Raw genomic sequence first — 16843 nt, forward strand, 5'->3', positions numbered from 1 at the left:
ATTACCTCCTTAAGAACAAAGGTAAGATATATAGTAACAATAGGGTCAAGCGGTTTTTTCATAAAATTGATATTTATTTTTTTATGCCTAACGTTTCAAGAACAAATTCACAGCGCTCTGTAATCGTTTTTTTAGGCATGAGCATGATTTCAAAACCAAACTCTTTATATACATCTATGTGAATTTGCTCAAAAATAAGGGCGTCTTCATAACTGATTTTGCGAGCTGAAGTTGGTTCAATAAACCCCAAGTTCTCAAAAAAGAATACTTTGCGTTGATAAATACTAGCTTTTAGGCAGTGGTCAACTTCAGCTAATAAGATAGGTGAGGGTGTAAAATCATTTTTATGCCAATGAGCGGAATAACGCCCCAATGCATAAGCACAAAATGGCGATCGGTCATAAAATTGCAACGCACCTTGAGCATTCAATTGCCTTAATTTTTGTGTTAAAACAATCTTATCTACAAAATCAGTCTCTTCCCATGGACGCATAATTCCCTTTGCCTGTTCCTCTGCAATGACATCTGTTGCAGACTCAGGAATCACTACATACCCTAATCTTTTCAATGCCAAAATAACAGAAGTTTTTCCACTGCCTGGGGTGCCAGTAAAGATAAAACGATTTGCTTGTTCTAATTTATTCATGTAATTCAAATCTTTTTTGGAGCTCACCATTTATCTCAATGTTTTCAAGGAACATTTTGAGAGGTCGAACCCATAGTTCAAAATCGCCGTAAAGCGCTCTGTAAACCACCATATCTTCTAAGCTTTCCGAATGCCTGGCAATATCAATCACTTCATACAGATTGCCTTTATAATGACGGTATATTCCTTTTTTAATAAAACTCATAGCACCTTCTTCATATAATAACGCTGATGACCTTTTGGACAGTCATCCAGAACCCCAAACTCTTCATAACCATGTTTGAGATAAAAATCTTTTGCTTGAAAATCAAAGGTATCGAGGTGAATTAAACTGACTCCTAATTCTTTTGCTTTCTCCTCAACTTTATTGAGTAAAAGGGTACCCAAACCTTGGTTCCGATATTTTTCCTCAACAAAAAAGACACTGATGTACAGGATATTCCATGTATAAACCTCCGAACAAATACCCGCTATTACCTCATCACCGTTTTTAATCGTAACGTTTATATCAATTAATTCCGGTTGTTGTGTTGCAGAGACACACAATTTATTAAACTCAAACAACTTTTGATCGATAATTTTAAATGAATCTTTGGCATTGAACTCCAATTTATATTTTGTGTTTGGTACATATACATCGCAGCTATCAGTTGTTTTTTTAGTTACAGTATCTCTTTCTACATGCAAATGTTTGGTTACTTTTTTGGTAAACCACAAAATTAAATCATCATCCAAGGGATATGTTTCCCCAGGAATGGTTGGTTTATAATGATAAGTTACCCCTAAACCATCAGGAATATAACCTCGGTTAGCATAAAGTCGTTGAGCTTGTCCATATCCGCCATCAGGACCACCATATAATCCAACACCAATTCCTACAACATCACACTGACTGGCTGCATTTTCTTCAGCAATAGTGAGCAAAGCACTGCCTATTCCACGCTTGCGGAAAGCAGGCAATACATTTAAGTCCATAATTTCTGGGATTCCTTTATGAGAAAAAGGTTTATAGTGTGAGGTCCATTTTAGAGTAACATAGCCCGCGATTTGGTCTTGAACATAGGCCACCCAAACGACTCGCTCAGACTGTTCTTGTTCTTGATAGTACCCTTCAAACAAAACGTAAGGTTTTTGCCAATTTGCTTTTTGAAACGCATCGACCAAAACGGGGATATCGCATAATTCTAGTGGCTTAATGGCAATTGACGATTGGTTTTCTGCTAAAGCTTCAAGCTGTTTCATCATGTACACCATATTCCACTCATATCCTGCTGGTTTTAAATCCAAAAGAGGGTTAAAACCAACGGACTGATAGAATCGGTAGGTTTTAAGGTAATTCTCTTCCAATTCAGAGGGGCTTAGGGTTTCAACGGTTATAGTTTTAGCACCTTGTGTTGCAGCAAAATGGCAAGCCGTTTTGATTAATTGCTTTCCTACACCTTGACGATGATAATCACGTTTTACAGCCATCCAGTAAATATTAGCATTATCAGGATAGGGAAAATCAATTGAAACAAGGCCAAACGTATTATCCCCATCTTTTGCCGCAAAATTAGTGCGTGTGGTCACACCTATTGCGTAGTGCTCGTTCGCTTCTGGCAAACCAAAGTATTCTGGCAAATCCTTTGTAATGGTTCGACATAAGGATTGAGCTAAATCTCCCGTTATTTTTTCGATTTGAATCATAGTATTTTCCCTACTGCAGTATCTCTCGCATCACCTTCATAGCCATCTGGATCATCAAATGGCATGTCGATGTAATCATTATTTCTATAAAATCTTAGCGCATCCGGTGAAGACTCCACGTGCAAGCTTTGATAGCCTTGTGTTTTTAGCCACTTTTCACATAACGCCAAGAATTGGCCACCATATTGGTGGTTTCTTTTTTCCTCATCAATCACAATGATGCGCAAAGCTGCTCTTTTGTGAGGCCATAATTGCAGATGGGCATAACCAATGATGTCGCTTCCTTGAGATAAAACAAAATGAACATGAGCTTCATGCTCAAAAGTCCAAGTATATGGATCAGAAAGCCCTGCCTTATCAAAAAAATAGAATTGTCTAAAATGGCGTACTTTATCCCATTCACGAGGTGTTAATGCCTTAACCACTCTTAATCCATTAAATCCTGCTTTTCTATCAATAGCTGCGATAAAATCCTCTTTACCCACGCAATAGGCAGTAATGTCATAGGGATGTTGATGTGCTAACTCTTGTTTTAAACGAGCATAGGCTACTCTATCTTCTGGATTTGCTCTCATCCAGTCCCTAAATTTTAAATGGCGCTCGATTTCTGGGTTTCCAAACTCAAAAATATGAGCATGATGAGTTCTTTGGTTATCTCCCTTTTGAAAATAGCGGCGAAATGGAATTCCGTATTCTCCTTTTGCTTCATAGCCCAGGGCTTTCATGGCAGCATTGGCACTATCTACTTTGCTTAGTTCCAAAACAACTGGAATCATATCGATGATTGGTTTTGCAGCCAAACCAGGTACTGAAGTGGAACCGATATGATGAATTTCAATGCAATTACTACCTAATGCTTTTTTAATTCGCTCTGCTTCCTGTTCAAATTGCATAGGCCAATTAGCATCATAAGAAACTACTTCGATAAGCCGTTGTTGTTGGTTGACTTCCATCATCTATTCTCTCTCTTGAATATGCTGAACCATTTCATCCACAAATGCGGTGACTTCTTGATAGGTTTCTTCGGTCAAGATATCGCTTGCATGATCTAGTTCCGCTTTAGTTAATGCTCGTTGAATTAAAGCTCGCCATTTTGGGAATTGATTTTTAGCCCACACTCCAGCTTTTAACTTAGAGCCTTGTTCCTGATGGTGGAGCACGTACAAAGCCCTGCACAGTGTTAATACAGCATAATATTGGTACCCTAAAGAATTTCTGGTATGAATAACCCAATCTTGCCATTCAATGCTCTGCTTTTTGACATGCTCTATAAACTCACTGCTTGATACAGGAGCAACAATCGACTTTGCTGATGGACCATATAGAATGAGGCTATTTGTTTGCAATAAATAATAATTAATAAGCCAGTCAGTTCCCGCCTGTTTGAGGTGAAACGGTTCTCCTGGGCTAATGACAGCAATTTGACCTTGCTCTGTCTTAAAATGTTGTAACATTCTATACGATGCATAAGCTACTTCAATTCGGTCATACCAATCTGGAAAATGCTGAACCAGATTGGTATGCAAATAATCTAAAGCCGCGAATTCTTCTGATGTCATTTCTTGGTTTAATGCCACAAGAACATCAATGTCGCTGGTTGTTTCATCAAAATCACCCCAGACGAATGAACCATACACGTAAACGCCCAGCAAATGTTCCTTTAAAATTGATTGCAAGCCGGACAGTAAGTCATTAAGCAAATGATTCACTTCCGAAAATTCTGTATGTAATTTACTCATCTAATACCCCGTTATTAACTGACTCTTCAGATTCTTCTTTTCGCTCATCAGGCAAGAATCCACCTACTTGCGCGTCCCACAGGGTTTTATACAAACCACCAAGATTCAACAGTTCAGTATGTGTGCCATCTTCAACAATATGGCCTTTATCAAATACTAAAATTCGGTCCATATGCAGCAGAGTCGATAAGCGATGCGCAACGACCAGGGTTGTTTTTCCCTGCATCAACTCCCAAAGACTGTCTTGAATGTTGGATTCTGTAATGGAGTCCAGCTGGGACGTGGCTTCGTCCAACATTAAAATGGGTGCATTTTTTAAAATCGCACGAGCAATGGCAATACGCTGGCGTTGCCCGCCTGAAAGCTTCACACCACGCTCACCGACCAATGTCTCATAGCCTTCTGGCAAAAGACTGATAAACTCATGCGCATGAGCCTTCTTGGAGGCTAAAATGACTTCCTCATCCGAGGCTTTTGTCCTACCATAACGAATATTATCCATTAAGCTTCGATGAAAAAGTGTAGGGTCTTGAGGAATCATAGCAATGGCTTGTCTTAAACTCTCTTGAGTCACTTCAGATAGGTTTTGATCATCGATTAGAATTTGTCCATCCACTACCTCATAAAGTCGCAAAATCAAATTAACAAAAGTGGACTTGCCGCTGCCTGAATAGCCCACTAACCCCACTTTTTGACCTGCTTCAATGGTTACCGACTTATTCTGGAACAAGGAGTAACCACCTTGGTAATGAAATTTTACCTTTGAAAATTCAATTTGCCCTTGCGTAACAATTAATTGGGATGCATTTTTTTTATCCTGTATCTCATGGGGGATGACCAATGCATTTAAACTTTGTCTTGCCTTGCCTAAGGCTTGGTTAAATTGGTCCACTTGGTACATGGTGTACCACATCATATGCCCCAATTCCATGGAAAGCCCAAGAATCAAAGCAAAATCACCAATGCTCACCAGTCCCTTGCCATACAAGTGAATTAAGGTAATCGATGCCAAACCCATCATTACCGCAATCATTCCACCTTGGGCGCAGCATAACAAAACAATAAACAGCTCTTTTCTTTGGAAAGCCCGTTGTACCGAGCGAAAAAAAGTATTCATACGCTCTACTTCAAAGCCTTTACGTGAAAAAATACGAATATTGGATTGATTCGCCAGGCTATCTACTAATTGCCCAGAAAGCTGCGATTCAGAATTTGCATGGTCATCCGATAACTGAACCAATCGCGCCGACATCCAAATACTAAATGAGGCAAAGGCAATGAACCATAAGAATAAAATATAAAAGAACAGGACATTAACAAAATAGGCTGTAATAAAGGAAACCAGCAACAATGAAGCACCACGTAGAAAATCGACAGATACGCGATGCAAAATAATCTCAAGATTATCAGCAAGAGTCGTAATTTGTGTGGCAATTCGCCCTGATAGGTTATCCTGAAAAAATTGCGTACTACTTCCCAACACATACTCAAACATTTGGCTAATAATTTGGTTTTTAATCACCGCTTCGTATTTATAGTTCAAGTACCCGATTGTTCGCCAGGTGATATTGTCAAAGATAATAAAGTTCAATACCAATAATCCAGCGATCCAATACAAAGCGGAGAGGTCTGTATTTGTCTTTGCCACTAAGGTATTAATGAAGGACTTAATCAATAAACTATTAAACGGTCCCCAAAATCCAGCCATTAAAGCAAGCAGGATAAATAAAAAAACCATGCGACGATACGGTTTTAAAAAATGCCACATAAAAGAGCTTATGTGGTTAGGCAAACGACTAGTCATGATGAACACCCTCTGCTTGTTCCCCATTGAAATGATGTATCTTCCCTTGATGAATGTGATACCTGGTTTCAATGTGAATGGATTCTAAAAAATCATGATCGTGAGAAATAACCAGTATCGCACCTGGAAATTCACGTAATACTCCGATGATATGATCGCGTGTTTCCAGATCTACATTGTTGGTTACCTCATCTAAAACAAGTAGTTTAGGCGGATTGGCAGCAATCAAGGCTAAAGAAAGCCTTGCCTTTTCACCACCAGAAAGATCTTTGACCTTTATTTCTACCTCTTCATTTTTGCGAAATAAAAAGTCATTTAAATGGGCACGAAGTTCAGCATGAGAAGCATGGGGCATCTGACTTTTCATCAAATCCAGAACTGTTTCGTCACAATCCAGATGTTGATAATGCTGATCGAGATACCCAACTGTATTGTACTGAGGAAGAGTCCACTCACCTGTTCTCTTAATGTGACTATCCTCCAAAATCGCTTTGGCAAAGGTGGACTTCCCTGATGCGTTGTCCCCATACAATGCCACTCGTTCGCAGCCATTTAAGTGAAAATGAATGTCTTCCAGAATCACAGCTCCTGATTCATAGGCAATAGAAGTGTCTTGAATCCTGATTAAGGGCTTATGGTGGTCAAGACCGTTTAATTTAAATTTGGGCTTAATCGTTTGCGGAAGGTTTAGAGAAGAAAGCTCTTCAAGCAAGTGTTCTTTTTTATGATTAATCTGACTTAATCGTTTATTTCCTGTTGTCATTGCATTGGCGAGCTTTGTATGAGACCGAATCGTTGGCCATTTGCGTTGGGCTATCTTTTTTTCACCTGAAACACGAGAACGTTTATTACGTTCTTGTTCTCTCATTAGAGCAAGATGTGATTCTTTCTTCTCACGTGCAATCCGTGATAATTCCTGTTCAATCGATGCTTTCTTGTTTTCAAGCATCTGCTGATACTCAAAATAAGCCCCTCTAAATAGAGTGAGCCTACCCAAATCAATATGCCATAGAGTATCTGCGACGGTATTGATGAGCTCCGTATCATGAGAAGCAATGACCAACGTCCCCGGATAATGCTCGAGCATCCGCATTAAAGAACGACGATTGCGTCTGTCCAGATGATTTGTGGGTTCATCTAACAACAAAACATTCGGATCTTCAGACAATATTTTGGTTAACGCCTGGTTTAATCGTTGACCACCACTTAAATCAGGACATTCTTCAATCAATTGGGGTAAGTAACCAAAACGAACATCCTGTGGCATTTGAATTTCGCCAGCAGAGGCTGAACAAAAACCAGCAAGCATTTTAAGTAAGGTAGATTTTCCCGAGCCATTTCTGCCAATCAGTGCAATACGCTCACCAAAATGGATTTCACCACTGAAGTTTTGAAAACAGATTTTATGCGAATAGATAAGACCTAGGTCTTTAAATTGAATCGGTTTATGGTGCATGATTTACTCTTAAGCATGTCTTTTAGGACAATAAAAAATAGAAAATCAACAATGATTTCCTCTATTCGCCCTATTAGATGGGCGTACTTAAGATGTAATTTTCATGGCGTTATAAACCTACGTTTTACGGTTTTTCATATTATTTCAAATTTTAATGCAAAATAGTTGCTGATGTCAATCTTTGTTTCGCTCTTTGGCCGCAAACCGAGTATTTAGAGTCTTTAAATCTTAAGCTAGAGAAAAAAGTTCATGAGCGAACACGAGCGCTTCATCGGGTTAATGAAACTTTTGAAGAAAGCGAAAAACGATTTCGTGCGGCTTTTGATTATGCAGACATCGGTATGGCTTTAGTTTCATTGGAAGGACGCTGGCTTAAGGTGAATAAATCGCTGTGCCAAATAACAGGTTACACAGAAGAAGAACTATTACAAATCGATTTTCAGCGGATAACCTATCCTGATGATTTGCAAACCGATTTAAATTATGTGCGCCAATTATTGAACGGCACAATAAGCTCCTACCAAATGGAAAAACGTTATATTTGTAAAAATGGCGCCATCGTTTGGATTTTATTGAGTGGTTCGTTAATTAGGGATGCACATAGTGCCCCGCTGTATTTTATTGCTCAAATTCAAAATATTGATGCTCAAAAAAAGGCTGAACATGAGTTGGTTAGGATGGCCTACCATGATGCATTGACAGGATTGGCAAACCGCAAGCAATTGGAGCAATCGTTTCTATTATTTATGGCGTATGCAAAGCGCCATCAATGCAGTATCGCCGTGCTGTTTATGGACTTGGATTACTTTAAGAAGATTAACGGTACGTTTGGCCATGATGCCGGTGATTTGTTATTAATAGAGGTTGCATCACGTCTAACAGCATCGGTGCGCTCTTCAGATATTGTGGGACGACAAGGTGGGGACGAATTCTTAATTATTCTTTCAGATATTGTTCATGAGGAAGAGGTACATACCGTGATTAATCATTTGTTTCATGCTATCCAACAGCCTATTCTTATAAAAGAACAGACCATTTCGATTTCGTTGAGTATCGGTGTGAGCCTTTATCCTCAAGATGGTTCTGATTTGGATACGTTGATTCAACATGCGGATGCCGCTTTATATCAAGTGAAATCCACAGGAAGAAATAATTTTAAGTTTTATACGCCTTTCCATTGAGTTGGGCTGTGATGGGTGAAATACTCTTATTTCACCTGAGTATTAGTGACAAGGAAACAAGGGATAGGTCATGGCAGCATTTACTAGTGTTACTCAAAACGAACTGCAGCAAATTATTTCACAACTAGAGCAAGCAATTTATAATCATCAACAATGGCACAATTCATTGATTAGAACCTTGATTTGCCGACTGCCTGGAGATAACAACGATTTGCAGCCTGACGCTCATACGCGTTGCCGATTTGGGCAATGGTATTACAGTGGCATCCCAAAAGAAATTCAAGAACATCCTGGAATCATTAATATAGGCGTGTCACACCAACGCATGCATCAATTAACCGCGCAGTTATTACAAAAGGCAAGTATGCCAGAAGGGATAGCCCCTATTGACTACAATCATTTTGCCAATGCCTTGGAGCAGATGCGACTTGAGCTCTCCGCTCTTAAAATGAGTTGGAATATCTGATTCACAGCCGAGATGCGTTGACTGGGGCACTGTCTCGCGTGACGATGCTGTCGACTTTGCGAGAGCAACAAGAAATTATTAAGCGCCAAGGGCAAAGTTGTTGCTTGGTTATGGTGGATTTAGATTACTTTAAAGAGATTAATGATCGGCACGGCCATCAGATGGGAGATCGTGTTTTGGCAACAGCTGTTCGTCTGTTTATTGAGAATCTAAGGGCCTATGATAAAGTTTTTCGTTATGGTGGTGAAGAATTTTTACTGTGTTTGCCATTTACCGATTTGGATATGGGGTTCGCAATGAGTGAACGTCTTCGGAAAGTGCTTGAGGCCATTACCATCGATGATGGCAAGGAGCACTTGATTCAAGTAACTGCCTCTTTTGGTCTGGCGCTGCTTGAGCCTAATAAACCGATAGAGGAGTCTATTGAACATGCAGACAAGGCATTGTATTTGGCTAAGTCCGAAGGACGAAACCGGGTGCGCGTTTGGAAATAGGTAATCCACTGGTTTTATTGAATTACTTAATGGAGAGCGTTAGGTTTAAAAGTTCCTTCCGGGTCACTTAAATCAACTCCATTTGGCATGGTTGCGCGTGGATTTTCAAGATGCAGGGCTTCTTTAATGACCATCGGATACCGTGGGGACATTAATGTATCAATTTATCTTTGGGGTTTTCAATTTAGCTTAATGTGCTTTCCAGATAATGGATAATTATTATCGCTTTTTCTTCACTGAATGGTTTTCTAAAACTACACAAGTGAGGGCTTCCCATTTCATTTTTTATCGGTGGATGTTCGCAGATTAGTGCAATCACTGGAGCTGTAGTAAATGGGTGGTGTTTTTTTATCAATGCAGTCCAATCATAGTCACCTTGTGAATAGTACAAGTAGCTATCAATTAAAAGCATATCATAGCTTTTAGATGTAATTTGCATCAGAGTGTCTTCAATTGAGGGAACGATATCCACGTGTTGTCCAAGCTGCATTAATTGATTTCGGATAATAATGCGAGCAGGAAAAGATGCTTCTGCAACAAGAAAACGAAAAGAATAATTCATTAGTCCTCTGTTCTTTGTTCAAATCCTATTAAAAAGTATAGTGTGTCCAAGGGGATGTTGCGATAATACAAGAAAAACAAGCCGCGTAGCGTCTTTACAAAGCGATTCAATACTTTTTTAGTGGGTCTTCACGCTCAATCTGCTGATTGGTCGATGCAAGACTTGCTAATAAACCTTCAATAAGAAAAGGGAGACATGCCGGCGGATAGTGCAATGAACCCGCCTTCTCCATAACCTGGTTTGCTCTCTTCTGCTGTTATGATGGTATCAATAGGAGCAAATAGTGTTTGATTAATTGCCTCTTCTGTAAAATGAATTTCATGAAGCAATTCAAGAATCTCGGATACTGAATAAAAGTGAGCATATTGAGAAAATGGGTTGTCTTGTTTTGTGGCTTCGTACTGCTGTCCAAGCATCGAATGTTTATCAATCATGCCTATGATAATCTTCCCATTAGGTTTTAAGACTCGTTTTGCTTCGAGAAGTGCTACTAACGGCAAGTCAACATAACATAACGCCGTATTGAATAAGACAAAATCAAATTGCTGTTCCTGGAAAGGCAATGATTCAGCAACCCCTTCGAATACATCAATACCTCTTAATTTAGCGAAATGACTTAATTGAACAGAAGGATCGATGCCTGTTTTTATACCCAATGCGGCAGCAAATCGTCCAGAACCAACGCCCACCTCAAGTCCTTCTCCTGATTGAGGGGTGACTTTCTTTAAGGCTTCAAGTTCCGATTGAAAAACACCTGGATGACTATCAAACCAACCATCATAATCTTCAGCCAATTGGTTAAACATTTTAACTGATTCAATTCCCATATTGACCCAATATTTTATGTTCACTCACGGTGTTGTTGCCCATCAAAAAACGTAAATCGTATGATTTACCTTATGAGCATAGCATTGACAAATAAATACGCAACACCAATATAAAATTTTTTTATTTGGACAGGAGGCAATCGATTGGTTGCTATGAAAAACACAGAACTCTATTTATAAAAAATCATGAAAATTCCGGAGGATATGAATGACCATGCATCACCAGAATCCTGATTAAAGAAAATGTTCTGCAGAATTGTATCGAACGACAACACCAAGTACACTTGGTTTTTAGTCACTTATACAATCAATTGATGAATAAATCGGATTCCTTTTATAACCTGGAAACTCTTGGTGGTATCCTATTATTTATTGCTGCAGTGCTTGCGATAATCGTTGCCAATTCCCCTTATCGTATTGGTTATGAGCATTTTTTGCATATTAATGGCAGTGTTTCTGTTGGGAATCTTTCCATAAAAAAACCGCTAATTCTATGGATCAATGATGGATTAATGGCTGTATATTTCTTATTGATTGGCCTTGAAATTAAACGGGAAATCAATCGGGGAATTTTGAGTAATAAAACCAATCTACTGGCTCCAGCCCTTACGGCATTAAGTGGCTTGCTCTTTCCCGCTTTAATCTTTGCTTTCTTTAATGCTCATAATCCAGTCTATCTAAAAGGATGGGCAATCCCTACCGCTACCGATATTGCATTTACTCTAGGAATCGTCTCTCTTTTAGGCTCACGTGTACCTTTTTCACTCAAAATTTTACTCACTGCCATCGCCATTTTTGATGATATGGCAGCCATTGTTATTATTGCGCTGTTTTATACTGCAAAGTTATCGCTTTTTTCTTTTTCACTGGCATTATTGTTTACCCTGATTTTGATTGGCTTAAATTATTTTAAATGTCGCCGCATTTCAGTATTCATGCTTTTTGGGGTAGCTCTGTGGATCGCCGTATTAAAATCTGGCGTTCATGCAACCCTTGCCGGGATTGTGATTGCCATGACCATCCCTGATGTAGGCAAGGAATCGATGCTGACGCGCCTAGAAGACGGTTTGCATCATTGGGTTGTCTTTTTCATTCTTCCCTTGTTTGCCTTTGCTAATGCAGGGATCACTTTTATAGGGCTTGATTTCTCAATATTTACCCACCCAGTGGTTTTAGGCGTTGGGCTAGGATTGTTTCTTGGAAAACAATTGGGTATTTTCTTATCTTTGGGCTATTTTGTTAAGTTCAAAAAACTTCTTAAGACAGATAAGGTGAATCTTGCTCAAGTTTATGGCATTGCACTTATTTGCGGCGTTGGCTTTACCATGAGTTTGTTTATTGGTTCTTTGGCTTACCAAAACAATGATTCAAGCTTAATGCCCATGGTTAAAATGGGCGTAGTGCTTGGTTCGTTTATATCAGGACTCACTGGATTTTTAATGTTAAAAATGGCCTCAATCAAACGATAACAAAGTATTTTTCTATAGGGACAAACCAATTTAATTAAGGAGAATAATCATGGAGAAAAAGATAGCAATTGTTACTGGTGGTACAGGAGGTATTGGTAGCGCTATTTGTCAACGATTAGCAACAGACTATTCTGTGATTGCCTGCTACTTCAAAAACGGCAATCATGAAGAAGCAATTCAATGGCAAAAAGAGCAACAACAAGCAGGATTTGAAATTGATATACTGTATGCGGATATTGCGCGGTTTAATGATTGTGAACAGCTGGTATCACTGGTTATGGAACGCTACGGTCGTATTGACGTATTGGTTAACAATGCAGGTGTGACTCAGGATTCCAGTTTAAAAAAGATGTCGCCAGAGCAATGGAAAAGTGTAGTGAATGCGAACCTCACCAGTGTATTTAACATGACGCGAAATACACTACCTGCCATGCTTGAGAAAGGGTATGGACGTATTATCTCTATTTCCTCAATTAATGGACGTAAGGGTCAGTTTGGGCAATGCAATTACGCAGCAACCAAGGCCGCATTGTTTGGCTTTACCAAAAGCCTGGCGCTTGAAGTAGCCAGCAAAGGCATTACGGTGAATACTATTTCGCCAGGCTATATTGAAACGCCCATGATTCGCAAAATGCGAGAAGACGTTTTAAATACTATAATTTCAGTCATACCGGTAGGGCGCTTGGGACTTCCGCAAGATGTTGCAGAGGCCGTTGCTTTTTTGGCATCCCCTGCATCGAGTTTTATCACTGGAGCTAATCTGGATGTCAATGGCGGCCAATACATGTAAAAAGCAAGGAGCAATTGCGGTTCAAATACGATTTTGAAACATTGCTCCAGCCCTTTCAAGGAGGAATAAGTAATGCACCGATTTCATAACATTTTATTCGTTAGCCATGGAATTAAGAACGAAACAGAAGCCTTACAGCTGGCGTTAAAATTAGCTTCTAAAAACGAGGCACAGCTTCATATTTTAATTACCTGCCCTCCTTTTCCTGATACGCTTAGTGAGTACAAAACTTCTTATGAAGCATCATTGATTGACAAAATGAACAAAGCCATTCAATTGGCCAAATCAGGGCTTGGGGTATCTAAAAAGAAAATTCCCATCGATATTGAAGTGGATTGTGGCACAACGGGTTTGGGGAGCAATGGAACAGCCAACCGACTTAAGGACTATATTGGTCTTTTAATATCTATAATTCGGTATGTTTCATTTTATAGGATTGTAAACTGTGAAGTTGTTCAAGTATTTTCATTGAATACAGATAGATAACCAATTTTTTTCATCATTAGTAATTAAGTTTTCAAATTACCTATAATAGAACAAATAGTTTTATTGTTTTATTCAATATCTATGATGAATTCTTTAAAAACCTTTATTTTTAGGTAACAATGACGCTTTAACATTACGGCTCTGAAGAAAACTATGAATAAGGGGTATAAATAAATGGGCTGCTCCACTTGTCCTTCTCACAAAGAACCAATGCCCAAACTGTGGCATAATCCTAAAGTCATTACGGCAGCAATAGCCGGTATATTATTAACTATTGGTTTTGTAGGCTCATATTTGACACTACCAAGGATAATTGCTAACGGGTTTTACATAGGCGCGGTGTTAATTGGTGGATATTATTTCGCACGGGAAGCTATAGAAGAATTTTTCAAAGAACATGAAATCGGTATTGAGTTTTTGATGTCTACCGCTGCTATTGTTGCTGGTGTGATGGGACAATGGGCAGAATCGGCAACACTGGTTTTTTTATATTCTATTTCTGAAGCAGCAGAGGGTTATGCTGGTGAAAGGGCGCGACATGCTATCAGAGTATTGATGGAACTTGCCCCAAAATCCGCATTAGTCCGACGTAATAATAGCGAGTTCCTAATACCTTTAGAAGACATTCAAATTGGAGATGAGTTTATTGTTCGTCCTGGTGAAAGCATCGCTACAGATGGAGAGGTCATATCTGGACATTCTAGTGTAAACCAAGCGCCTATCACGGGTGAATCAATTCCTGTTGAGAAATTTGTGGGAAATAAAGTATTTTCTGCAACTATTAACGGCGAGGGGACTCTTACTATTCGCGCTACCAAAAAATTTGCTGAGAACACGTTATCTCGTATTATTTTTCTTGTTGAAAAAGCACAGGATAAAAAAGGTCGCAGTCAACGATTTATAGAGCGTTTTGGCAATCTCTACAGTCCATTCGTTCTTTTAGCAGGGGTACTAATAGCTACCCTACCTCCTCTATTTGGGCTGCATTGGCAAGAATGGGTGCTACGTGCAACGGTGTTTATTGTTGCAGCTGCACCATGTGCTTTAGTAATTTCTATCCCAATTACCCTTGTAGCTGCTCTTGGTACAGCCAGTCGAAACGGAATATTACTTAAGGGTGGGATATATTTAGAAAAATTGGTTCAAATAAAGGTTATTGCGCTTGATAAAACAGGAACCTTAACACAAGGACAACCCAAGGTCACCGATATCATTTCGTTAAATAATTATACTCAGAACCAAATATTAAATGTAGCTGCCACCCTTGAATCGCGTTCCCAGCATCCACTGGCACATGCCATTTTACAACAAGCAAAGGCAGAAAGTGTTGCATATAAACCTGTTGAACATTTTAAGTCATTGACTGGTTCAGGGGTTCAGGGTTTTATAAATGGAGAACAATTTTATATTGGCAATCCAAAATTATTTATTGATATGGGTCTATTGGTAGAAACTGTAATTCAAGAAATAAATAAATTACAGACCGTTGGAAAGACTGTCGTATTAGTAGGAACAGATAAGGAAATTCTCGGTTTAATTGCAATTACTGATCCTCTAAGATCTACAGCAAGGCAGATGGTATCGTCCCTAAAATTGATGGGTATTGAGCGTGTTGTTATGCTCACTGGAGATAACTCGATAACTGCCGCGTCAATTGGAGTTCAAGCAGGTGTAGATGAAGTATTCTCTGATTTATCACCAGAAGATAAGACACGAAAAATTGAGGAACTGGAAAGACGTTACGGTAAGGTAATGATGGTTGGCGATGGAGTAAATGATGCTCCAGCACTTGCAGCAGCACATGTAGGAGTTGCAATGGGCGCCGCTGGAACCGATGTTGCATTAGAAACTGCGGATGTAGCATTAATGGGTGATAATTTATTAAAATTACCTTATCTCATCGAGTTTAGTCATCGAACCTGGAATATAATTTTACAAAATTTAGGACTATCTATAATTGTTATTAGCTCTCTTATTGTCGGGGCGGTAACTGGCTATTTTACGTTGCCAATAGCAGTTTTAGCCCATGAAATAAGTGAGCTTATTGTTATTGCAAGTGGTCTTCGCATGTTAAAATCTTAACTGTAGATGAGCGCATTACAATGCGCTTAATACTCTCTCCAGTTTTTGTCTTACTTCTCCAGCGACCAGATTGATCTCAGGATTGCCGACCAATTCTAATACTGATTTTGGATCCATAAATTCAATATGCACTTTGCCTATATCATCCTGGCGTACAACCACATTACATGGTAGAAGCAAACCTATAGATGGCTCCTTTTCTAAAGCATGATGGGCAAATTGCGGATTGCATGCACCAAGAATTTGATAGGGAGGCATATCTTTATTTAATTTTTTTTTCAAAGTTGCTGACACATCTATATTTGTAAGAACTCCAAATCCCTCTTTTTGCAGTTCTTCAGTAACTTTTTTAATTGCATCATCAAATGAATACAATACTTCTTTTCCAAATCCATATTTTATATTGATCATTCTTTATCCATAAAAATTAACTCAAACCATACCAGATGTTATCATTAATAAATAATTCTTAATATTAAGAATACCATAGGATTGGGGATCTGTAGTGAATTATTCTTGTTGTAAACGATAAATTGTTGCTTTATGGACATTAAACGTTTTTGCAATCTCACTTACCGATTTATCTTCTTGCAAAAGCCGCTTGGCCAATGACTTTTGTTCTTTATTCATTTTTTCAGGTCGTCCAAAACGAACTCCACGTTGCTTTGCAGCTGCGCGACCCGCACCAGTACGTTCACGAATTAAGTCACGCTCAAATTCTGCAATACCTGCGAATACGGTCATGATCATTTTACCGGCATGAGAAGTGGTATCTGCCCAAGGCTCGGAAAGCGAACAAAAGGAAGCCTCTGTTGTTCTTATGCAGTCTATTAATTCTAATAAATGCTGGGTTGAACGCGCCAATCTATCCAATTTCCAAACAACGACTACATCTTCAGGTCGAAGCTGATCAAGTAATCGTTGTAATTCTGGACGATCTCTTTTTGCACCAGAAATTTTTTCCTGATAGATACGTTTACAACCAGCTTCTTTTAGTGCAACTAATTGCAACTCTAAATTTTGATCCGTGGTTGAAACGCGAGCATACCCAATTTTCATAACTAATCCCTAATATTTTATTTGCAAATCATATCGCAAAACAATAGACTTTTGCATCTGATTTTTGCAACGAATTTAAACCTTTAAATAAAGGCA

Annotated in this window: 19 protein-coding genes; 7 read left to right on the top strand and 12 right to left on the bottom strand. The window is 39.0% G+C overall.

Translation table 11 applies throughout. The features are described 5' to 3' along the window. Positions 1 to 73 precede the first annotated feature (73 nt). From ACWTE2_RS16995 to ACWTE2_RS17025, 7 genes are read right to left on the bottom strand one after another with little or no spacing between them, the layout of a single operon-like run. Positions 74 to 646, bottom strand: coding sequence for an AAA family ATPase (locus ACWTE2_RS16995; RefSeq protein WP_014845081.1), 573 nt, complete (start codon positions 644 to 646; stop codon positions 74 to 76). Then, entirely contained in the window at positions 639 to 851 is a 213-nt protein-coding gene (locus tag ACWTE2_RS17000; RefSeq protein ID WP_014845082.1) for a DUF1653 domain-containing protein, read from the bottom strand. The genes ACWTE2_RS16995 and ACWTE2_RS17000 overlap by 8 nt, the downstream gene beginning before the upstream one ends. Further along, positions 848 to 2332, bottom strand: coding sequence for a GNAT family N-acetyltransferase (locus tag ACWTE2_RS17005; protein ID WP_014845083.1), 1485 nt, complete (start codon positions 2330 to 2332; stop codon positions 848 to 850). Before ACWTE2_RS17005 ends, ACWTE2_RS17000 begins: the two co-directional genes overlap by 4 nt. Then, positions 2329 to 3285 (bottom strand): bifunctional GrpB family protein/GNAT family N-acetyltransferase, encoded by a 957-nt coding sequence (locus ACWTE2_RS17010; protein ID WP_029489092.1) that lies wholly within the window; start codon positions 3283 to 3285, stop codon positions 2329 to 2331. The genes ACWTE2_RS17005 and ACWTE2_RS17010 overlap by 4 nt, the downstream gene beginning before the upstream one ends. 3 nt (positions 3286 to 3288) lie before the next feature. Beyond that, positions 3289 to 4071, bottom strand: coding sequence for a nucleotidyltransferase domain-containing protein (locus ACWTE2_RS17015; RefSeq protein WP_014845085.1), 783 nt, complete (start codon positions 4069 to 4071; stop codon positions 3289 to 3291). Next, entirely contained in the window at positions 4064 to 5875 is a 1812-nt protein-coding gene (locus ACWTE2_RS17020) for an ABC transporter ATP-binding protein (protein WP_014845086.1), read from the bottom strand. Before ACWTE2_RS17020 ends, ACWTE2_RS17015 begins: the two co-directional genes overlap by 8 nt. Then, entirely contained in the window at positions 5868 to 7331 is a 1464-nt protein-coding gene (locus ACWTE2_RS17025; RefSeq protein WP_014845087.1) for an ABC-F family ATP-binding cassette domain-containing protein, read from the bottom strand. The genes ACWTE2_RS17020 and ACWTE2_RS17025 overlap by 8 nt, the downstream gene beginning before the upstream one ends. 341 nt (positions 7332 to 7672) lie before the next feature. Here ACWTE2_RS17025 and ACWTE2_RS17030 point away from each other — a divergent pair, with 341 nt between their 5' ends. From ACWTE2_RS17030 to ACWTE2_RS17040, 3 genes are all read left to right on the top strand, one after another. Continuing rightward, on the top strand, positions 7673 to 8512 hold the full coding sequence (locus ACWTE2_RS17030) for a GGDEF domain-containing protein (protein WP_014845088.1): 840 nt from the start codon (positions 7673 to 7675) through the stop codon (positions 8510 to 8512). A gap of 70 nt (positions 8513 to 8582) precedes the next feature. After that, complete coding sequence (locus ACWTE2_RS17035; RefSeq protein WP_014845089.1) at positions 8583 to 8978, top strand: CZB domain-containing protein; 396 nt, start codon at positions 8583 to 8585, stop codon at positions 8976 to 8978. Positions 8979 to 8995: 17 nt separating this feature from the next. Further along, the gene (locus ACWTE2_RS17040; protein ID WP_129556956.1) at positions 8996 to 9472 is read left to right on the top strand and encodes a GGDEF domain-containing protein; all 477 of its coding nucleotides are present in this window, start codon (positions 8996 to 8998) and stop codon (positions 9470 to 9472) included. 26 nt (positions 9473 to 9498) lie between these two features. On the opposite strand, the gene ACWTE2_RS17045 is transcribed toward ACWTE2_RS17040, so the two are convergent. The 3 genes from ACWTE2_RS17045 to ACWTE2_RS17055 all read right to left on the bottom strand — a co-directional run bounded on the left by ACWTE2_RS17045 (position 9499) and on the right by ACWTE2_RS17055 (position 10861). After that, the gene (locus ACWTE2_RS17045) at positions 9499 to 9624 is read right to left on the bottom strand and encodes a hypothetical protein (protein ID WP_019350452.1); all 126 of its coding nucleotides are present in this window, start codon (positions 9622 to 9624) and stop codon (positions 9499 to 9501) included. A gap of 32 nt (positions 9625 to 9656) precedes the next feature. Then, complete coding sequence (locus ACWTE2_RS17050) at positions 9657 to 10034, bottom strand: response regulator (protein ID WP_014845091.1); 378 nt, start codon at positions 10032 to 10034, stop codon at positions 9657 to 9659. A gap of 176 nt (positions 10035 to 10210) precedes the next feature. Then, a complete protein-coding gene (locus ACWTE2_RS17055) occupies positions 10211 to 10861 on the bottom strand; it encodes a class I SAM-dependent methyltransferase (RefSeq protein WP_014845092.1) in 651 nt (216 codons plus the stop codon). A gap of 314 nt (positions 10862 to 11175) precedes the next feature. On the opposite strand from ACWTE2_RS17055, the gene nhaA reads away from it, so the two are divergent. From nhaA to ACWTE2_RS17075, 4 genes are all read left to right on the top strand, one after another. Continuing rightward, positions 11176 to 12330 carry a Na+/H+ antiporter NhaA gene (gene nhaA, locus ACWTE2_RS17060; protein ID WP_014845093.1) on the top strand — a complete coding sequence of 385 codons (1155 nt, stop codon included), beginning with the start codon at positions 11176 to 11178 and terminating at the stop codon, positions 12328 to 12330. A gap of 49 nt (positions 12331 to 12379) precedes the next feature. Continuing rightward, on the top strand, positions 12380 to 13120 hold the full coding sequence (gene phbB, locus ACWTE2_RS17065) for an acetoacetyl-CoA reductase (protein ID WP_014845094.1): 741 nt from the start codon (positions 12380 to 12382) through the stop codon (positions 13118 to 13120). Between the two features lie 72 nt (positions 13121 to 13192). Continuing rightward, the gene (locus tag ACWTE2_RS17070) at positions 13193 to 13606 is read left to right on the top strand and encodes a hypothetical protein (protein WP_014845095.1); all 414 of its coding nucleotides are present in this window, start codon (positions 13193 to 13195) and stop codon (positions 13604 to 13606) included. Between the two features lie 174 nt (positions 13607 to 13780). Further along, a complete protein-coding gene (locus tag ACWTE2_RS17075; RefSeq protein WP_012187540.1) occupies positions 13781 to 15688 on the top strand; it encodes a heavy metal translocating P-type ATPase in 1908 nt (635 codons plus the stop codon). Between the two features lie 15 nt (positions 15689 to 15703). Here the strand turns inward: ACWTE2_RS17075 and ACWTE2_RS17080 are convergent, their stop codons facing one another. Next, the gene (locus tag ACWTE2_RS17080) at positions 15704 to 16099 is read right to left on the bottom strand and encodes a DUF302 domain-containing protein (protein WP_012187539.1); all 396 of its coding nucleotides are present in this window, start codon (positions 16097 to 16099) and stop codon (positions 15704 to 15706) included. Between the two features lie 99 nt (positions 16100 to 16198). Then, positions 16199 to 16747 carry a recombinase family protein gene (locus ACWTE2_RS17085; protein WP_012187538.1) on the bottom strand — a complete coding sequence of 183 codons (549 nt, stop codon included), beginning with the start codon at positions 16745 to 16747 and terminating at the stop codon, positions 16199 to 16201. Positions 16748 to 16843 lie beyond the last annotated feature (96 nt).

It is taken from the genome of Legionella nigrisilvae (assembly GCF_977063395.2).